Consider the following 14,955-nt stretch of genomic DNA (forward strand, 5'->3'; position numbering starts at 1 on the left):
CGTCTTCCGGCCGGCAATTCTTACCAAATGGTTAATCGGCCAGCCACGGCTCGGGCTGGACGCCGTAGCCGATATAGAGCGGATGTTTCGGGTGCCCCGCCTTGCTGAGGCCGAGGTGCGTCAGCTCCCGCCCGGTGTCGCGCAGCAGCCGCTCGACCGTCGGCCCGCGATCGAGATGCGCCCCGTGCGTGCCCCAGGCGCAGACCACCCGGTCGCCGCCTTCGCGGATCCATGCCAGCGCGCTTTCACGGATCGCGTCGTCGTTGCCGGGGCCAACCGGATCGCCGGCGGCCCGCATCACCTTCGGATCGGTTGCGCGAAAGGCGAAGATGTTGGTCACCCTGAACGCCCCGAACCCGAGCGTCCGCGCCCGGCGCTCGCAGCGCTCGACCGTCGGATCGTTCTGCACTTCGGTCGCGGTGGAGGGATTGAGCATCACGAACAACGCCCGCGCCCCCGACGGATCCCACGTCCGCGTCAACAGGTAACGGTAGGTCTCGCAATCCGAATAGACGGCGACGGAGGCGGCATCGCCCTTCTGGAAACTGCGCTCGATCATGCGGCCGCGTGTAGCGCGGGGCAGGGGCGTGTGAAAGTGGACTCCGGGCGGAACGACATCGCGAAATGCCGTCGAAGTGTGATCCAACCAGCCCCCTCCGACCGTAGGTTAACCATGCCGGACGTGACCGCATCACCGACGCCACGTTCGCGATGCCGCGTCGATAAGAGCTTTTTAACTCGCCAAACCTTGCCAGCGAGACCGCATGATACACCTCGCAAGTTTCATGAGGATGACAATACGATGACGCCAATGGACACCCATCGCCGGAAAGGCGACGAGGTTGTCGCCCTGCAGGGCGCAGCCGTGTCGGGTGCCATCGGGGCGTGGCTCGGCCTTCTCGTGCCGATGGTCCTTGTTGCGGTCCTGCTGCCGGGTCTCGGCATCGTGTTCACGGGCCTTCTGGCCATACTTTGGCTTGCGATCGGCGCTTTGGCGATTGTCGGGCTTTCCGAGTATCATCCCTACGCCCGGTTCGGCGCGGCCAACGTCACGACGGCCGCCCGGGCGGCTGGAACCCTCCTTCTGGGGGCCGTATCCATTGCGTTCGACCGGTTGCCCGACGAAGCGCCGCAGGCAGTCGCGGCGGCGGGGCTCGCCATCATTTCGCTCGACGGCGTGGACGGGTTTATTGCACGGCGCACAGGTCTGGCATCCCGCTACGGTGCGCGGTTCGACATGGAGGTCGATGCCGGTCTCACACTGGTCCTGTCGTTCGCGGCCTGGCAGGCGGGTGCAGCGCCGCTGGCGATCTTGGCCCTGGTCCTGCCGCATTACCTGTTTTCGATGGCGAAGCCGTTCGCCCCATGGCTCGATCGTCCGTTGCGGCCGAGCCTCGTGCGCAAGGCGATCTGCGTGCTGCAGATGGCATTGCCGGTCGTGCTTCTCGCACTGCCTGTCCTGAGGGATCAGGGCGTGCTGCTGACTTGTGGTATTCTCGCAGCTGTCGTTGGATCCTTCCTGCGCGACATCGTCTATCTCGCCTCCCGCCGGTCGGAGGCAGAATGAGGTCGCATCAAGACGTAAAGACCCGGCAAGGCGCCGGCGAGGTTCACGACGGCAAAGAGCAGCGATGCCGCCACGCCAGCTTCCGCCGCGAATCCAGCTATCGGCCAGAGCGCTGCGGCGGCACCTTCGCGCAGGCCGAGGCCGCCGATGCCGACGGGAACCAGCATCGCAGCAAGGCAGATCGGAAAAAGCACGAGTGCGGTCGTGAAGCGGACTGGCGTGCCGACCGCGATCGCGCACAGCCAGAAGCAGCCGATCAAACCAGAGATCACGGCGATGTTCAGCAAGAGCAGCGCGAAGAGGCTCGCCCGGCGACCCGCCAACCGGCGGAGATCGGAGGACAGCCCGCCCAGCGCCCGTCCCGCGCGGCCGGGCAGGGTCCCGCCAGCCCAGAGCACGAGGACGATCATGAGCAGACCGACGATGAAGGCCGCAGCGAGTTGATCCGTGCCGCCGGGAGTCGCGCCGACGATCAGTCCGGCCAAGAGCACGAAGGCGAGTGCGACCTGCCCGGACAATCGCTCGATCATCACGCCGCGCAGTACCGGCGCGGTCGTGGTCGCCTCCCGGACGCGGAAGACCCTTGCCGCATCACCGCCGACGCCACCCGGCAGGATGATGTTGAGCAAGCTCGACACGTAGTATTCCCCGATCGCGCGGCGCACGGGCAGGGTCTGGCCGAGCGCGGTGACCGTCACGTGCCATCGCAGCGCGGAAGCTACGATCACGACTTGAGACAGGACCAGTGCCCCGATCAGCGGCAGGCCTCGCGCGTCGCGCAACTGCTGCAGAGTGTCCTCGAAATCGACGACCGCGATCACGAGGGCGAGCGCGGCCACGGGAAGCAGCGTGCGGATCATGCGCAGGACTTGGCGGCCCGATGACATCGCTCAGGTTCCTTCCCGGGCCTTGGCCGGGCCTCTTGGGTTTGCTGCTCCTCTGGGCGCTGGCGCTGGTGCCGGCGCGCCCCGCCGGGGCGGAGCATCTGCTTCAGTTACCACTCGAGGTGCCGCTGGTCGCCTTGATACTGGCGCTGGCGCCAGTGTCCATCGGACGGGTCGTAGCGGCGGTGATCGCGGTGGTCGCTGTGTGGCTTGCCATGCTCCAGGCAGCAGACCTGGGCATGCGGCTGGCCTTCCGCCGACCGTTCGATCCTGTTCTCGACCTTTACGTGATCCGTCCGGCATGGGAACTGGCGACCGGCACGTTCGGAACAGTGACGACTTTCGTCGTCGTACTCGCGGTTGTCGTCGCTATCATCCTGATTGGCTGGGCTTGCTACCGGGCCCTGGCGTCGCTCTCCCGCCACTCGGGACGGCGATCGGCCATGGCTGCCGGCGTGTTCCTTGGTCTCGGCCTGCTGGTGCCGGTCGGCGGCTTCACTTTGTTACCTGAAGTGCCTCAGCGTGCCGAGAGATTCGCCCGCTCACTGCGCGAAGAGTCGGAGTTCGTCCGCGATCTGGGGCGGCGCGAGACGGCGGAAGCCCCCGATTTCGCGGCGCTGGAGGGCAGGGACGTCTATCTTTTGTTTGTCGAGAGCTATGGCCAGAGCTGGCTTCAGGAGGACCTGTACCGCGACGATGCGCTGGAACGTCTGACCGCTGTGGAGAGCCGCCTCGGCGACGCAGGCTTCTCGATGCGGTCGGCGTGGCTGACGTCGCCGACGCAGGGCGGGCAAAGCTGGCTGGCACATGCGACTGCCCTGTCCGGCCTCTGGGTCAGCAGCCAGCGCCGCTACGACGCACTCATCGGGTCGCAACGCACCTCCCTCAACCGGCAATTCCGGGCGGCGGGCTGGCAGACGCTGGCGGTCATGCCCGCGATCTCCCGCGATTGGCCCGAGGCGCGCTGGTACGGCTACGACGACCTTCGCGACAAGGAGCGTATGGAGTACCGGGGCTTGCCGTTCGAGTGGGTGACGATGCCTGACCAGTACACCCTGTCCCGGACCACCGATCTGGTCTCCGAAATGGACGGGCCGGTGATGGTCGAGGCGGCGCTCATCACCTCCCATGCGCCGTGGACGCCGTTGCCCGACATCCTGCCGTGGGAGGACATCGGCGACGGCAGCATCTACGACGGCAGCCATCGCGAAGGAGGGACCCCCGCAGAGGTCTGGGATGACTACGACGACGTGCGCGTGGCCTACGGCAAGACGCTCGACTATTCGCTGGAGATCATCGGCCAGTGGGTCGAGCGGAGTGCAGACGATTCGCTCGTTGTCGTACTCGGCGATCACCAGCCCGCCCCGCTCATCGCGGGTGAGGAAGCAGGGGCGGCTGTGCCTGTCCATGTCATCTCCCGCGATCCGGACCTGCTGGAAATGCTGCCCGGCGCGTGGACACCTGGCTTGTTGCCCGACCCGGAGCTCGCCGAACGCCCCATGACCGACCTGCGCGGGATCCTGTCGTCCTGCATGTCCTCGCTCGGCTGCGACGACACCCAGCTCGCAGAGAATTACTGATGGCTCGGCTCGAGCTGAAAGGTCTCACCCGGCGGTTCGACGAGAGCCGCGCCGCGGTAGATGGCATCGACCTCGCAATCGAGGATGGCGAGTTCGTCGTGCTCGTCGGCCCATCGGGTTGCGGCAAGTCCACAACGCTGCGACTCGTCGCCGGTCTCGAGCAACCGGACGCCGGTGAAATTCTCGTCGACGGGCGGCCGGTCCAGGGCCTCGAGCCGGGCGCGCGGGATGTCGCGATGGTCTTCCAATCCTACGCGCTCTACCCGCACATGAGCGTGGCGCGGAATCTCGGCTTCGGCCTCCGCAAGCGGGGCCTCTCCAAATCCGAGCGCGCGGCGCGCGTTGCCGAGGTGGCGGACCTGCTGGAACTGGGCGATCTGCTGTCGCGAAAGCCCGCAGCCCTGTCGGGCGGTCAGCGCCAGAGGGTGGCGATGGGTCGGGCGATCGTCCGCGATCCTGCCCTTTTCCTGTTCGACGAACCGCTCTCCAATCTCGACGCCCGCCTGCGCACGCAGATGCGGACGGAGATCAAGCGGCTGGCTCGCGTGGTCAGCACGACCTGCATCTACGTCACGCACGACCAGGTAGAAGCGATGACGATGGCCGACCGTGTCGTCGTCATGCGCGATGGCCGGATCGAGCAGGCCGGAACCCCGATGGAGGTCTACAACCGTCCCGCCACGCGCTTCGTCGCCGAATTTCTCGGCGCGCCGTCTATGGCCGTGGTGCCGGCACGGGTCTCCCGCGATGGTGCAACAGTCTCGGCGTTCGGGGCCGACCTCGACGTACCGGAGGACCGGCGGGCGGACTTCGCGGGATTGGCGGCACAGACCATCGACCTTGGCCTCAGACCCGAGGACATCCGGCTCGGCCCTTCCGTGTCGGCACAGGTAGAAGTGGTCGAGGCGCTTGGTGTCGAGACCCTCATCCATGTCGTCCTTCCCGATGGAACGCGCGCCGCCTCACGAATCGCGCCAGGCCGAGCGCCCCGCACCGGCGACCGGATCGAGGTCACTCCCGATCTCGGTCGCGCCCACATTTTCGCCCCCGGGTCCGGCAGGTCTCTGTCGTCCCCTCCCGAGCATCAGCCCTCCCAGACTGGAGACTTCCCATGACTGCCAAGACGACCTTCAGACTTGCCGCGCTCTGCAGCGCCATCGCCGTGCCGGCCATGGCGCAGGACGACCTCGTCACCCGCAACCGCGTCGGACCGGCGGATGCGCCGAACGCCATGACGTTCCGGCTGACGGCGTTCGACCTCTACGCGCAGGACCCCGAGATGAGCGCGACGTTCGGTGACCTCTTCATCGAGATGCTCGAGGACTTCCCCGACTGGCGCATCGACACGCAGCTGCAGACCAACGACATCGGGCAGGAACAGGCCCGGATGCTGGAACAGGCCCGCAGCGGGCGTGGTCCCGACTGCGCGATGATCGACAGCTCCTCGCTCGGCGCCTACAAGGCCGCCGGCGTGCTGTCGCCCATGAACGACTACTTCAGCGAAGAGGACATCGCCGACCTCTTCCCCTTCGTGCGTGAGGGCGTGACCGACGACGAGGGCAACCTGCTCGCCTACTGGTGGTTCACCGACCTGCGCGTGATGTACCGCGACACCCGCGTGGTGCCCGAAGCGCCCCAGACGTGGGACGAGGCGATGGCCGCCGGGCAGGCCAGCGCGGACGCCGGTTATGAAGGGCTGCTGTTCTCCGGCGGTCGGTGGGAAGGGACCGCGCTCGACTGGCTCGGCAACTTCTGGGCCGCCGGTGGTAACCTCGTGGACGAGGATGGCCGTCCGGTCTTCGGCGAGGGCGAGAACCGCGAGGCGTTCGTCGAGGCGCTCACCTATTACGCCGACCTCGTCGAGAGCGGCGCCAGCCCCTCGCGCGTGGCCTCCGTCACGAACTACGACGACTTCCTCGCTGCGGCTGCGGCGGGCAGCACCGCGATGTTCGTGGGTGGTTCCTGGCAATATGAGCAGCTCCGCGCGACCCTCGCCGAGGAGGACTTCGAGGCGTGGGAAGTCTCCGAGCTTCCGGGCCCGACGGCAGACCAGCGCGCGGCCGGTGCCGGCGGCTGGACCATCGGTGCGATGAGCGATGATCCCGAGAAGGTCGAGCTCTGCGCCGCGATCGCCAAGCTCTATGCCGGTCCGGGCAACGTCGTTCAGGGCCTGCTGCCGACGGCGACGGCCTACTACGAGGAGGCGGAGATCTTCTCCACGCCGACGAACCTCGCCTATTCCGAGTTCCTCGAGAACGGCCGGCCGCGGCCGGGCGTAGCGGTGTATCCCGAGATCGCCAACCAGATCCAGATTGCGATCGGTGACGTGCTGACGGGCGGCGACCCGGAAGCGGCCACCGATACGGCGCAGGAAGCGGCGCTGGCCGCGTACGAGCGTCTGTGATCCGCGAAGGTCGCCCCTGGGGCTGGCTGGCCCCGGCCCTCCTGTTCCTGGGGGCGATCTACCTTTGGCCGCTGCTCGACGCGCTGCGGCTGGCGTTTACCGATGCGACGCTGCTGCGCGGGGCCACGGAATATACCACTCGTTCCATCACCAGTGCGCTCGGTGATCCGGCCCTGCCGGGCATCCTTCGGGCGACCCTGATCTTCACCGGTGCCAGTGTTGTGCTTCTCCAGGCGGCAGGGCTTGCCATCGCTCTGCTTGTTCATCGCGGCGATCAGCGGAAGCTCCCGGGCATGTCGGCGCTTCGGGCATTGGTGCTCGCGGCGTGGGTCGTGCCTGGTATCGCCAACGGCCTGATCTGGCAGATCGTTTTCTCCGAGGCTCCGTTCGGCGGCCTCAATTCGATCATCGCGCCGCTCGGCATCGGTCCCCTGCCGTGGTTGTCCGATCCGACGCTGGCGATGGTTTCGGCGGTCATCGCCAACATCTGGCAAGGGACGGCCTTCTCGATGATCCTCTACTACGCCGCGCTCAAGGGGCTCGACCCGGCGCTGCAGGAAGCTGCCAAGGTCGATGGCGCGACGCCGCTGGACCGATTCCTTCTGGTGACGCTTCCGCAACTGAGGGGCGCGATGCTGGCCGCTTCGGTCCTGGTGACGATCCAGACCCTGAATACGTTCGATTCGATCCTCGCGTTGACCGGCGGCGGTCCCGCACAGGCCACTGAAGTCCTCGCGCTTTATACCTACAACACCGTGTTTCGGGGCTACGACCTCGCCCGTGGAGCGGGCCTCGCGCTGCTCCTGATGGCGCTGAGCCTGCTTGCCGCGTTCCTCTACGCGTTGATCCTGAGGGAGCGCCGCTGATGCGACGGGCGGGAGACATCCTCACCTACGTCGCGTTGCTGTTGGTGGCGCTGTTCTTCCTCGGCCCGTTCGCGTGGCTTGTCTCGTTGTCGCTTCGCACCCCGGCAGAAGTCTACCGCGGGTCGGCGGCGTTCATTCCCGACGAGCCGACCCTCGCGAACTTCGCGCAGATCCTGTCCGACGGCGCCTTTGCGACGTATCTCTGGAACGGCGTGAAGCTCTCCGTCGCGGGTGCAGCGCTTGCGACCCTCACCGCCGCGCCGGCCGCTTGGGCGTTCGCGCGGCTGCGCTTCAAGGGACAGGGGGCGCTGCTATGGGCGATTCTCGCGGTGCAGATGGTGTCGCCGCTCATCATCCTGATCCCGCTCTACCGCTACCTCGACCGGCTCGGCCTGTTGGAAAGCCACACCGCGGTCATCGCCGTCTATGCCGCGATCGGTATCCCGCTGACAGTCTGGCTCCTGCGCGCCGCGTTCGAGCGGATCCCAGTGGAACTGGAAGAGGCCGCCCGCCTCGACGGCAATTCGCGGCTGGAAGTCATGGCCCTCATCACCCTACCGCTTGCCGCGCCGTCGATGGCGGCGGCCTTCGTCCTGAACGTGGTGATGAACTGGGGCCAGTTCCTCGTACCGTTCGTGCTGCTGACGGCGGACCAGAAATGGCCGATCTCGGTCGCGATCTACCGCTTCGCCGGCTCAACCAGTGCGTCCACGACTCAACTCCTCGCCGCCGCCTGCCTGATCGCGCTTGTGCCCGCGATCGTAGTTTTCCTCGCGCTCCAACGTTTGCTGACGCAGGCCCTCACCGCCGGTGCGGTGAAGGGCTGACCTCAGCTCACGAACACGCGCGAGGGATGCAGTTCGCCGCCTTTCCAGCGGCCGACGGCGATGGGCTTGCCCTCGAAGCTGGCCCAGACCTCGTCGCCGTATTCGACGTCTCCGGCGATACAGGCGGCGGGGTTGCCGTTCTTCAGGCGGCCGACGCTCTCGGCGAGGCAACGCACCTCGGGCAGGTCGGCGAGGCCGACCTCGAGCGGCAGCAGCAGCTCGTCGAGCGCGGGATCCCCGGCGAGGCGCCGGACTTCGTCGAGCGACACGCCGTCCTCCACCACGTCGAACGGGCCGGACCAGACGCGGCGCAGCTCCTTCACGTGGCCCAGACAGCCGAGCACCCGGCCGAGATCGCGCGCGATGGCGCGGACATAGCCGCCCTTGCCGCAGGTCATCTCCAGCACGGCGCTGTCGGGGGAGGGGCGGTCGGTCAGCAGCAGTTCCTCGACCCAGAGCGGGCGGGCGGCGAGCTCGACCTCCTCGCCGTCGCGGGCGCGCTTGTAGGCACGCTCCCCGTCGATCTTCACGGCGGAGAAGGCGGGCGGCACCTGCATAATGTCGCCGACGAATCCGGACAGCGCGTCCTTGATCTCGTCGTCCGTCGGGCGGCTGTCGGAGGTTTTCACCACTTCGCCCTCGGCGTCGTCAGTGTTGGTCTCCGTGCCGAACGTGACGGTGAAGCTGTAGGCCTTCATCGCGTCGGTGACGTAGGGCACGGTCTTGGTCGCCTCGCCCAGCGCGACGGCAAGAACGCCCGTCGCCTCGGGATCGAGGGTGCCCGCGTGGCCGGCCTTCTTCGCGTCGAACGCGCGCCGGACGATGTTGACGACATGAGTCGAAGTGGGACCCGCGGGTTTGTCCACCACGAGCCAGCCGGAAATGTCGCGCCCCTTGCGCCGCCGTGCCATGAAACCTCCGCGTCCTGAAGAAGGCGCGGAGTTAGCCGCCGGACCCGGCTCCGTCAAGAACGCCGACGATCGGACCCATCGCAAAGCCGGCGTCCGACCGCCCGATTTCGGGCGCGTGCAGACGGCTGACCTTGCCGTCGAAGTAGAGCGCGTTCGGCACGCCGAGCCCGTCACGGAAGAAAGTCGCGAAATCGTGGAAGTTCACGACCTCTTCGGAGATCACGAAGACGACCCGCTGGCCGTCGGCGCTGGTGCCGACACCGTTTCGGATGTGGCGGCTGTTGGAATTCGGCAGGAAGCGCGGGTGCAGCTCCCCGTCGATCACCAGCATCGGCCCGGACTGGGTCGCGAAGGTGCAGTCGCCCCCCTCACGCTCGAAACGCAGGGTTTCGACCACCACAGCACTGCCGTCGCGGACGCAGAAGACGCCGTTCGGCAGCATCCCGAAGTTGCCGGGGCCGGCGTTCGGAATCACGCGCATCTTCTCTTCGCCGTTCTCGACGTAGAGGCCGACGGGCGACAGGTCCTGGTGATACATTCCGGCGTTCATCGCGAAGCTGAGCTCGCCCAGCTCGCTCTCGATCGCGCGGAAAGAGCCGAACCGCCGGCCATTCTCGTCGTCGAGGAACAGGCGGATCGGTTCTTCCGCCGGGTTCACCTCGCACACGGTGAATCGCGTGTTCCGCCAGTCCACCGCGTTGCAGGTCACCGCCGCGGCGGGACCGGCAAGCAGGACGAGCAGGGCGGCAAGCCGGATCATTCGTCGAGATCCTGACGCACGTGATCCTCGTTCAGCATGCGCCGCGTCTCGTCCATACGATCGAACGTCTCGTCGATGCGGAAGCGCAGGTCGGGCACGAACTTCAGGTTGGTATCCTTGCCGAGCAGGCGGCGCAGCTCGCCCTTGTTCCGCTTCAACGCCTCGATCGCGGCTTCACGGTCGTTGCCGCCGAGCGGCAGCACATAGGCCGTCGCGATCTTGAGGTCGGGGCTGACCTGAACTTCGCCGACGGTGATCGACATGCGCGTCAGATCGGGGTCGTGCGTGTCGCCACGCATGAGCACGTCGGACATCGTCCGCCGGATCAATTCGCCCACCCGAAGCTGTCGCTGAGTGGGTCCGCTGCCTTCGAATCTGTTCTTCGCCATGTCCGCGATGTAAGCCCCGTGGGCAGGCTTGCCAAGCGAAGTGACGTCGCGGCCGGTCGGAGAGTCGAGCAAAAGAAGGAGCGGTCATGGACGACAAACCCGGAATCGTGATCACCGGCGCCTCCGGGCGCATGGGGCGGATGCTGCTGGAGACGGTCGCCGCCTCCGATGATTGCAGGCTGGTCGGCGCGCTTGTCCGGCCCGGTCACGACTGGGAAGGCCGCGACGTCGGTGAAGCAATGGGCGGTGCCGCGCTTGGCGTCACCGCGACCTCCGACGCGCTGGAGGTCTTCGCCAAGGCGCAGGCGGTCATCGACTTCACCACGCCCGAAGCGACGGTGGAGTTCGCCGAGCTTGCTGCACAGGCCCGCGCGGTCCACGTGATCGGCACCACCGGCCTTGCGGATGACGACCTGAAGAAGCTCGAGGCCGCGGCCCGCCACGCGGTCGTCATCCGTGACGGCAACATGTCTCTCGGCGTGAACCTGCTGGTGAACCTGGCGCGCAAAGTCGCCGCCGCCCTGGGCGAGGAGTTCGACATCGAGATCACCGAGGCGCACCACCGCCACAAGGTGGACGCGCCGTCGGGCACGGCGCTGATGCTTGGTCAGGCGGCAGCGGACGGGCGCGGCGTGACGCTCGACGAGGCGGCGGTTCGGGGCCGGGACGGGCACACCGGCGCGCGGCCGGACGGGGCCATCGGCTTTTCCTCCGTGCGCGGCGGCGACATCGTCGGCGAACATGACGTGCTGTTCGCCGGCCCGGGAGAGCGGGTGATCCTGCGCCATGTCGCGACCGACCGGCGCATCTTCGCACTCGGCGCGCTGCGGGCGGCGCTCTGGGGGCAGGACCAGGCGCCGGGTCAATACGGCATGGCCGACGTCCTCGGCCTCTGACGCCACGCGACAGTTTTCGCGACAAGTTGATGCTGAACTTAAATCACTGTCAGAGCGTTCTGACTCCTGTTGAACCGGAGTCCCAACCATGGCTTGGCCTATCGCCGCCGTCCCATTGATGTTGCTCATGGCCGTCTCGCAACCGACGGAGGCGAGCGCAGAGTACAGCCCCGTAACGAGCCGGGCCGATTTCGTCGGCGCGGTCGGCGGCCGGACGATGGTCGCCCCGATGTTGGGCCTGTCGCTCAGGATCGGTCAGAGTGGCGGCGTGGGTGGCTCGGCGCAGGGCCGGCAGCTTGAAGGTTCATGGGATTGGCGCGGCAACGCGCTGTGCCTTGACCTCACGATCGACAGCGACCTGCCGTCGAACTGCCAGTCCGTGGAGTTCGACGGAACGCGGCTACGGCTGACGCCGAACTCCGGCGGCTCGCCGGTGGTCTTCATGCTCGGCTGATCCGGCCGGGCGTGCGGCCCGCCTCAGAAATCGATGGCGAGGCCCTTTTTCTCCCAGTCGCCGTAGCGCACCGGCTCCGGGCCGTCACGGCCGCCAAGTTCGGTCGGAAGCGGCGCATCGCCCTCGGCGGCCTTGCGGCGGGCCTCGGCCTCTTCCAGCGCGCGGATGGCGGCGGGCGGCAGGTCTTGTCTCTGGTCGGTCATGGCAGGCGTCTCCTTGCCCGGTGTTCTCCCCTGATATACGTCCCGTCCGATCCGCAGCAAGAGAGGCGCCCGTGGCTTCACCCCGACAGACCGACGCCCGCCCAACCGATGACAACGGCCTCGCGCCGCGCCGTGCGGCATGGCAACTGCTGAACGGGGTCACGTCCGAAAAGCGATTGTTGTCCGAACTCGATGGCACGCTCGAGAAGCTGGCCCCCGAAGATCGCGCCCGCGCGATGCGCCTTGCCGTCGCGACGCTCCGCGCGTCCGGTCGGGCCGACCGGATCCTGAAGCCGCACCTGCGCAAGCGGCCGCCCGAGATCGTGATGAACGCGCTCAGGCTCGGCGTGGTCGAGGCGGCAGGTGGCGCGCCGGCACATGGCGTGGTCAACGCCTGCGTGTCGCTGGTCGGAGACAGCGCACGGCTCAAGACCTTCCGGGGCATGGTGAACGCCGTGCTGCGCAAGGCGGTCGAGATCGAGCCGGCGGAATGGGACAAGCTGCCGGTCCCGAACCTGCCGAAGTGGCTCCGCCGTCCGCTTTCCGCCGCATGGGGCGACCGGACGGTGCAGCGCATCGAACATGCGCATTTCGCCGGGGCGCCGCTCGACCTCACCGCCAAGGGCGACCCGGCGGTGCTGGCCGAACAGGTGTCCGGTGAACTGCTTCCGACCGGAAGCGTGCGGCTGTCCGACTACGGACAAGTGTCTGCTCTGCCCGGCTATGCCGACGGCGACTGGTGGGTGCAGGACGCCGCGGCGGCGATGCCGGTCAGGCTGCTCGACCCGCAACCGGGGGAGCGTATCCTGGACCTCTGCGCCGCGCCGGGTGGCAAGACGCTGCAACTCGCCGCTGCCGGGGCGGAGGTCACCGCGCTCGACCTGTCGGACAGCCGTCTGGCACGGGTTCGCGAGAACCTTGACCGGTGCCGCATGACGGCGAACATCGTCGCCGCCGACGCCACGACCTTCGAGGAGGACGGCTGGGACGCGATCGTGCTGGACGCGCCATGCTCTGCCACCGGAACGATCAGGCGGCACCCGGACCTGCCCTTCGCCCGGGACGGCAGCGAGTACTTCCAGCTTTTCGAATTGCAGGCCCGCCTGATCGACCATGCCATCGGCCTGCTGAAGCCCGGCGGGCGACTGCTCTACTGCACCTGCTCATTGTTGCCCGACGAGGGCGAAGCGCAGCTCGAAGAGGCGCTCGAGCGGCATCCCGACCTCGCGGTCGCGCCCCTGCCGGAGGCCGGCTGGATCGAGGCGGAGTGGCACGCCGACGGCGGCGGACTGCGTCTGCGCCCGGATTTCTGGAGCGAGCGCGGCGGCATGGACGGCTTCTTCGCGGCGGTCCTGACAAAGCCGGGGTGACTTGAGGGGTGGCGGCGGCTATCATCCCCGGCAAGAACGACGGGGGAAACCTCCCCGCGACGAGGCAGCAGTCATTGGCCCGGACCCGGACGTTGAAAGCGCGCCAGGCGCGATTGATGAACGCGATCCACGCGCGTCTTGCCGCGCGCGGTGGAGCGGTCGCGGCGTTCGTCTCGCAGCCCGAACCGCGCTCCATCGGACATTACGCCAAGGGCCGCCAGCTTTGCGCGGGCAACATCCGCTTCGCCGGGCAACTGATCGAGCTGAACGGAGAGGACCTCTGGCGGATCGAGCCGCCCGACTCGGCTTTCGCGGAAGAGATGCATGGCTTCGGCTGGCTCGATGACCTCGCCGCGGTCGGCGACGGCAAGGCACGGGCGGTCGCGGGCCGGTGGGTCTGGGACTGGATCGACCGTTACGGCAGCGGCTCCGGGCCGGGCTGGGCGCCCGAAATCGCGGGCCGCAGGCTGATCCGCTGGATCAACCACGCCCTTTTCCTTCTGCGCGGCAAGTCCAAGGACCAGTCCGCCCTGTTCTTCCGCAGCCTCGGGATGCAGGCGCGCTTCCTCGCCCGCCGCTGGCCGGCGGCGCGGGACGGGCTGCCCCGCTTCGAGGCGCTGGCGGGCACGATCTATGCCGGGCTGGCGCTCGACGGGCAGCAGTCGCTGGCCGAGCCCGCCGTCATGGCGCTGGCCCGCGATTGCGAGCGAGGGATCGCGGCGGACGGCGGCATCGTCACGCGCGACCCGGAAGAGGCGGTCGAGGTGCTGACGCTGCTCAACTGGACCGTCGAGGCGCTGGAGAGCGCCGACCGCGAGGTCCCGACCGAAATCACCGCCGCCATCGCCCGCATGACGCCCGCGCTGCGCGCACTTCGCCACGCCGACGGCGGCCTCGCCCGATTTCACGGTGGTGCACGCGGGGTCGAGGGCCGGCTCGACCAGGCGCTCGCGGCGTCGCGGGTGCGCACGCGACCCGATCCCGAAGCGCTGCACATGGGGTATGCCCGGATGACGGCAGGGCGCACGTCGCTCGTGCTCGACGCCGCGCCGCCGCCGAAGGGGCCGGCGTCCTACAACGCGCACGCGTCCACGCTGGCGTTCGAGCTGACCTCGGGCCGGCGGCAACTGATCGTCAATTGCGGCTCGGGTGCGCAATTCGGGGCGGAGTGGCGGCGGGCCGGCCGCGCCACGCCAAGTCACTCGACCCTCGGCATCGACGGCTTCTCGTCCTCGCGCCTCGGCATGCCGACGCTGCTCAACGGTCTGCGACAGGAACTGCTGGAGGATACGCCCTCCGAAGTGCTGTTCGAGTTCTCGCAGCTTCCCGACGGCAACCGGCTCGAAGCGGCGCACAACGGCTATCAGGCGACGCATGGCCTGACCCACGCGCGGATCATCGACCTCGCCTACAACGGCCGGGGAATCGCCGGGCAGGATCTGCTGACGACCCTGTCGGACGGAGACGAGCGCCGCTTCGACCGCGCCGTTGACGCGACGGGAGGGGAGGGCGTGCCCTATTCGGTCCGCTTCCACCTGCACCCCGACGTCGACGCCGAGATCGACCTCGGCGGCAGCGCGGTGAGCCTTGCGCTCAAGTCCGGGGAGATCTGGATCTTCCGGCACGACAACGTTGCGACGCTCAGCCTCGAGCCGTCGGTCTATCTGGAAAAGAACAGACTGCGACCTCGTTCCACGCGACAGGTGGTTTTATCCGGTCGCGCCATGTCCTATGCGACGCGCGTCCGCTGGTCGCTGGCCAAGGCACAGGACACCCCGAACGCCGTCCGGGACGTGTTCGAGACCGACTTTTTCGCGGGCTCCGATGAGCAGGAGACAACTTGA

General features: G+C 67.9%; 16 protein-coding genes. 10 read left to right on the plus strand and 6 right to left on the minus strand.

Going from position 1 to position 14,955, the window contains the following annotated elements; genetic code table 11:
- Window positions 1–31: 31 nt before the first annotated feature.
- Window positions 32–559 (minus strand): DUF1643 domain-containing protein, encoded by a 528-nt coding sequence (locus I8N54_RS00630; RefSeq protein ID WP_140194427.1) that lies wholly within the window; start codon window positions 557–559, stop codon window positions 32–34.
- A gap of 114 nt (window positions 560–673) precedes the next feature.
- On the opposite strand from I8N54_RS00630, the gene I8N54_RS00635 reads away from it, so the two are divergent.
- Entirely contained in the window at window positions 674–1,567 is an 894-nt protein-coding gene (locus I8N54_RS00635; protein WP_140194426.1) for a CDP-alcohol phosphatidyltransferase family protein, read from the plus strand.
- Here I8N54_RS00635 and I8N54_RS00640 read toward each other — a convergent pair.
- Complete coding sequence (locus I8N54_RS00640; RefSeq protein ID WP_140194425.1) at window positions 1,534–2,454, minus strand: lysylphosphatidylglycerol synthase transmembrane domain-containing protein; 921 nt, start codon at window positions 2,452–2,454, stop codon at window positions 1,534–1,536. The two genes, I8N54_RS00635 and I8N54_RS00640, sit on opposite strands and share 34 nt — an antisense overlap.
- Window positions 2,455–2,489: 35 nt before the next feature.
- Between I8N54_RS00640 and I8N54_RS00645 the strand changes: the two genes are divergently transcribed.
- The 5 genes from I8N54_RS00645 to I8N54_RS00665 are packed head-to-tail and all read left to right on the plus strand — an operon-like array spanning window position 2,490 to window position 8,128.
- Window positions 2,490–4,031, plus strand: coding sequence for an alkaline phosphatase family protein (locus tag I8N54_RS00645; protein ID WP_140194424.1), 1,542 nt, complete (start codon window positions 2,490–2,492; stop codon window positions 4,029–4,031).
- On the plus strand, window positions 4,031–5,146 hold the full coding sequence (locus tag I8N54_RS00650; protein WP_140194423.1) for an ABC transporter ATP-binding protein: 1,116 nt from the start codon (window positions 4,031–4,033) through the stop codon (window positions 5,144–5,146). Before I8N54_RS00645 ends, I8N54_RS00650 begins: the two co-directional genes overlap by 1 nt.
- Entirely contained in the window at window positions 5,143–6,435 is a 1,293-nt protein-coding gene (locus tag I8N54_RS00655; protein ID WP_140194422.1) for an extracellular solute-binding protein, read from the plus strand. The genes I8N54_RS00650 and I8N54_RS00655 overlap by 4 nt, the downstream gene beginning before the upstream one ends.
- Complete coding sequence (locus I8N54_RS00660; RefSeq protein ID WP_140194421.1) at window positions 6,432–7,301, plus strand: carbohydrate ABC transporter permease; 870 nt, start codon at window positions 6,432–6,434, stop codon at window positions 7,299–7,301. Before I8N54_RS00655 ends, I8N54_RS00660 begins: the two co-directional genes overlap by 4 nt.
- Window positions 7,301–8,128: a carbohydrate ABC transporter permease gene (locus I8N54_RS00665; protein WP_140194420.1), complete on the plus strand. Its 828-nt coding sequence runs from the start codon at window positions 7,301–7,303 to the stop codon at window positions 8,126–8,128. Before I8N54_RS00660 ends, I8N54_RS00665 begins: the two co-directional genes overlap by 1 nt.
- Window positions 8,129–8,130: 2 nt before the next feature.
- Here the strand turns inward: I8N54_RS00665 and truB are convergent, their stop codons facing one another.
- Genes truB through rbfA form a run of 3 tightly spaced genes read right to left on the minus strand, consistent with a single transcriptional unit; the run spans window position 8,131 to window position 10,188 of the window.
- Complete coding sequence (truB, locus tag I8N54_RS00670; protein ID WP_140194419.1) at window positions 8,131–9,039, minus strand: tRNA pseudouridine(55) synthase TruB; 909 nt, start codon at window positions 9,037–9,039, stop codon at window positions 8,131–8,133.
- A gap of 31 nt (window positions 9,040–9,070) precedes the next feature.
- The gene (locus I8N54_RS00675; RefSeq protein ID WP_140194418.1) at window positions 9,071–9,799 is read right to left on the minus strand and encodes a phosphodiester glycosidase family protein; all 729 of its coding nucleotides are present in this window, start codon (window positions 9,797–9,799) and stop codon (window positions 9,071–9,073) included.
- Window positions 9,796–10,188, minus strand: a complete 393-nt coding sequence (rbfA, locus tag I8N54_RS00680; RefSeq protein WP_140194417.1) for a 30S ribosome-binding factor RbfA — start codon at window positions 10,186–10,188, stop codon at window positions 9,796–9,798. The genes I8N54_RS00675 and rbfA overlap by 4 nt, the downstream gene beginning before the upstream one ends.
- 86 nt (window positions 10,189–10,274) lie before the next feature.
- Here rbfA and dapB point away from each other — a divergent pair, with 86 nt between their 5' ends.
- Window positions 10,275–11,084: a 4-hydroxy-tetrahydrodipicolinate reductase gene (gene dapB, locus I8N54_RS00685; protein ID WP_140194416.1), complete on the plus strand. Its 810-nt coding sequence runs from the start codon at window positions 10,275–10,277 to the stop codon at window positions 11,082–11,084.
- An 88-nt stretch (window positions 11,085–11,172) separates the two neighbouring features.
- A complete protein-coding gene (locus I8N54_RS00690) occupies window positions 11,173–11,538 on the plus strand; it encodes a hypothetical protein (RefSeq protein WP_140194415.1) in 366 nt (121 codons plus the stop codon).
- A 23-nt stretch (window positions 11,539–11,561) separates the two neighbouring features.
- Here I8N54_RS00690 and I8N54_RS00695 read toward each other — a convergent pair whose 3' ends face one another.
- Window positions 11,562–11,741: a DUF1674 domain-containing protein gene (locus I8N54_RS00695; protein WP_140194414.1), complete on the minus strand. Its 180-nt coding sequence runs from the start codon at window positions 11,739–11,741 to the stop codon at window positions 11,562–11,564.
- A gap of 71 nt (window positions 11,742–11,812) precedes the next feature.
- Here I8N54_RS00695 and I8N54_RS00700 point away from each other — a divergent pair, with 71 nt between their 5' ends.
- Window positions 11,813–13,111 (plus strand): RsmB/NOP family class I SAM-dependent RNA methyltransferase, encoded by a 1,299-nt coding sequence (locus tag I8N54_RS00700; RefSeq protein WP_140194413.1) that lies wholly within the window; start codon window positions 11,813–11,815, stop codon window positions 13,109–13,111.
- A gap of 116 nt (window positions 13,112–13,227) precedes the next feature.
- Window positions 13,228–14,955: a heparinase II/III family protein gene (locus I8N54_RS00705; protein ID WP_140194412.1), complete on the plus strand. Its 1,728-nt coding sequence runs from the start codon at window positions 13,228–13,230 to the stop codon at window positions 14,953–14,955.

It is taken from the genome of Pelagovum pacificum (assembly GCF_016134045.1).
In the GTDB taxonomy this organism is placed as follows: domain Bacteria; phylum Pseudomonadota; class Alphaproteobacteria; order Rhodobacterales; family Rhodobacteraceae; genus Oceanicola; species Oceanicola pacificus_A.

Bases quoted from the DNA above. Each gene is read 5' to 3' on its own strand.
- I8N54_RS00630 (WP_140194427.1), bottom strand. From the start codon at position 559: ATGATCGAGCGCAGTTTCCAGAAGGGCGATGCCGCCTCCGTCGCCGTC.
- I8N54_RS00635 (WP_140194426.1), top strand. From the start codon at position 674: ATGCCGGACGTGACCGCATCACCGACGCCACGTTCGCGATGCCGCGTC.
- I8N54_RS00640 (WP_140194425.1), bottom strand. From the start codon at position 2,454: ATGTCATCGGGCCGCCAAGTCCTGCGCATGATCCGCACGCTGCTTCCC.
- I8N54_RS00650 (WP_140194423.1), top strand. From the start codon at position 4,031: ATGGCTCGGCTCGAGCTGAAAGGTCTCACCCGGCGGTTCGACGAGAGC.
- I8N54_RS00655 (WP_140194422.1), top strand. From the start codon at position 5,143: ATGACTGCCAAGACGACCTTCAGACTTGCCGCGCTCTGCAGCGCCATC.
- I8N54_RS00665 (WP_140194420.1), top strand. From the start codon at position 7,301: ATGCGACGGGCGGGAGACATCCTCACCTACGTCGCGTTGCTGTTGGTG.
- truB (WP_140194419.1), bottom strand. From the start codon at position 9,039: ATGGCACGGCGGCGCAAGGGGCGCGACATTTCCGGCTGGCTCGTGGTG.
- I8N54_RS00675 (WP_140194418.1), bottom strand. From the start codon at position 9,799: ATGATCCGGCTTGCCGCCCTGCTCGTCCTGCTTGCCGGTCCCGCCGCG.
- rbfA (WP_140194417.1), bottom strand. From the start codon at position 10,188: ATGGCGAAGAACAGATTCGAAGGCAGCGGACCCACTCAGCGACAGCTT.
- dapB (WP_140194416.1), top strand. From the start codon at position 10,275: ATGGACGACAAACCCGGAATCGTGATCACCGGCGCCTCCGGGCGCATG.
- I8N54_RS00690 (WP_140194415.1), top strand. From the start codon at position 11,173: ATGGCTTGGCCTATCGCCGCCGTCCCATTGATGTTGCTCATGGCCGTC.
- I8N54_RS00695 (WP_140194414.1), bottom strand. From the start codon at position 11,741: ATGACCGACCAGAGACAAGACCTGCCGCCCGCCGCCATCCGCGCGCTG.
- I8N54_RS00705 (WP_140194412.1), top strand. From the start codon at position 13,228: ATGAACGCGATCCACGCGCGTCTTGCCGCGCGCGGTGGAGCGGTCGCG.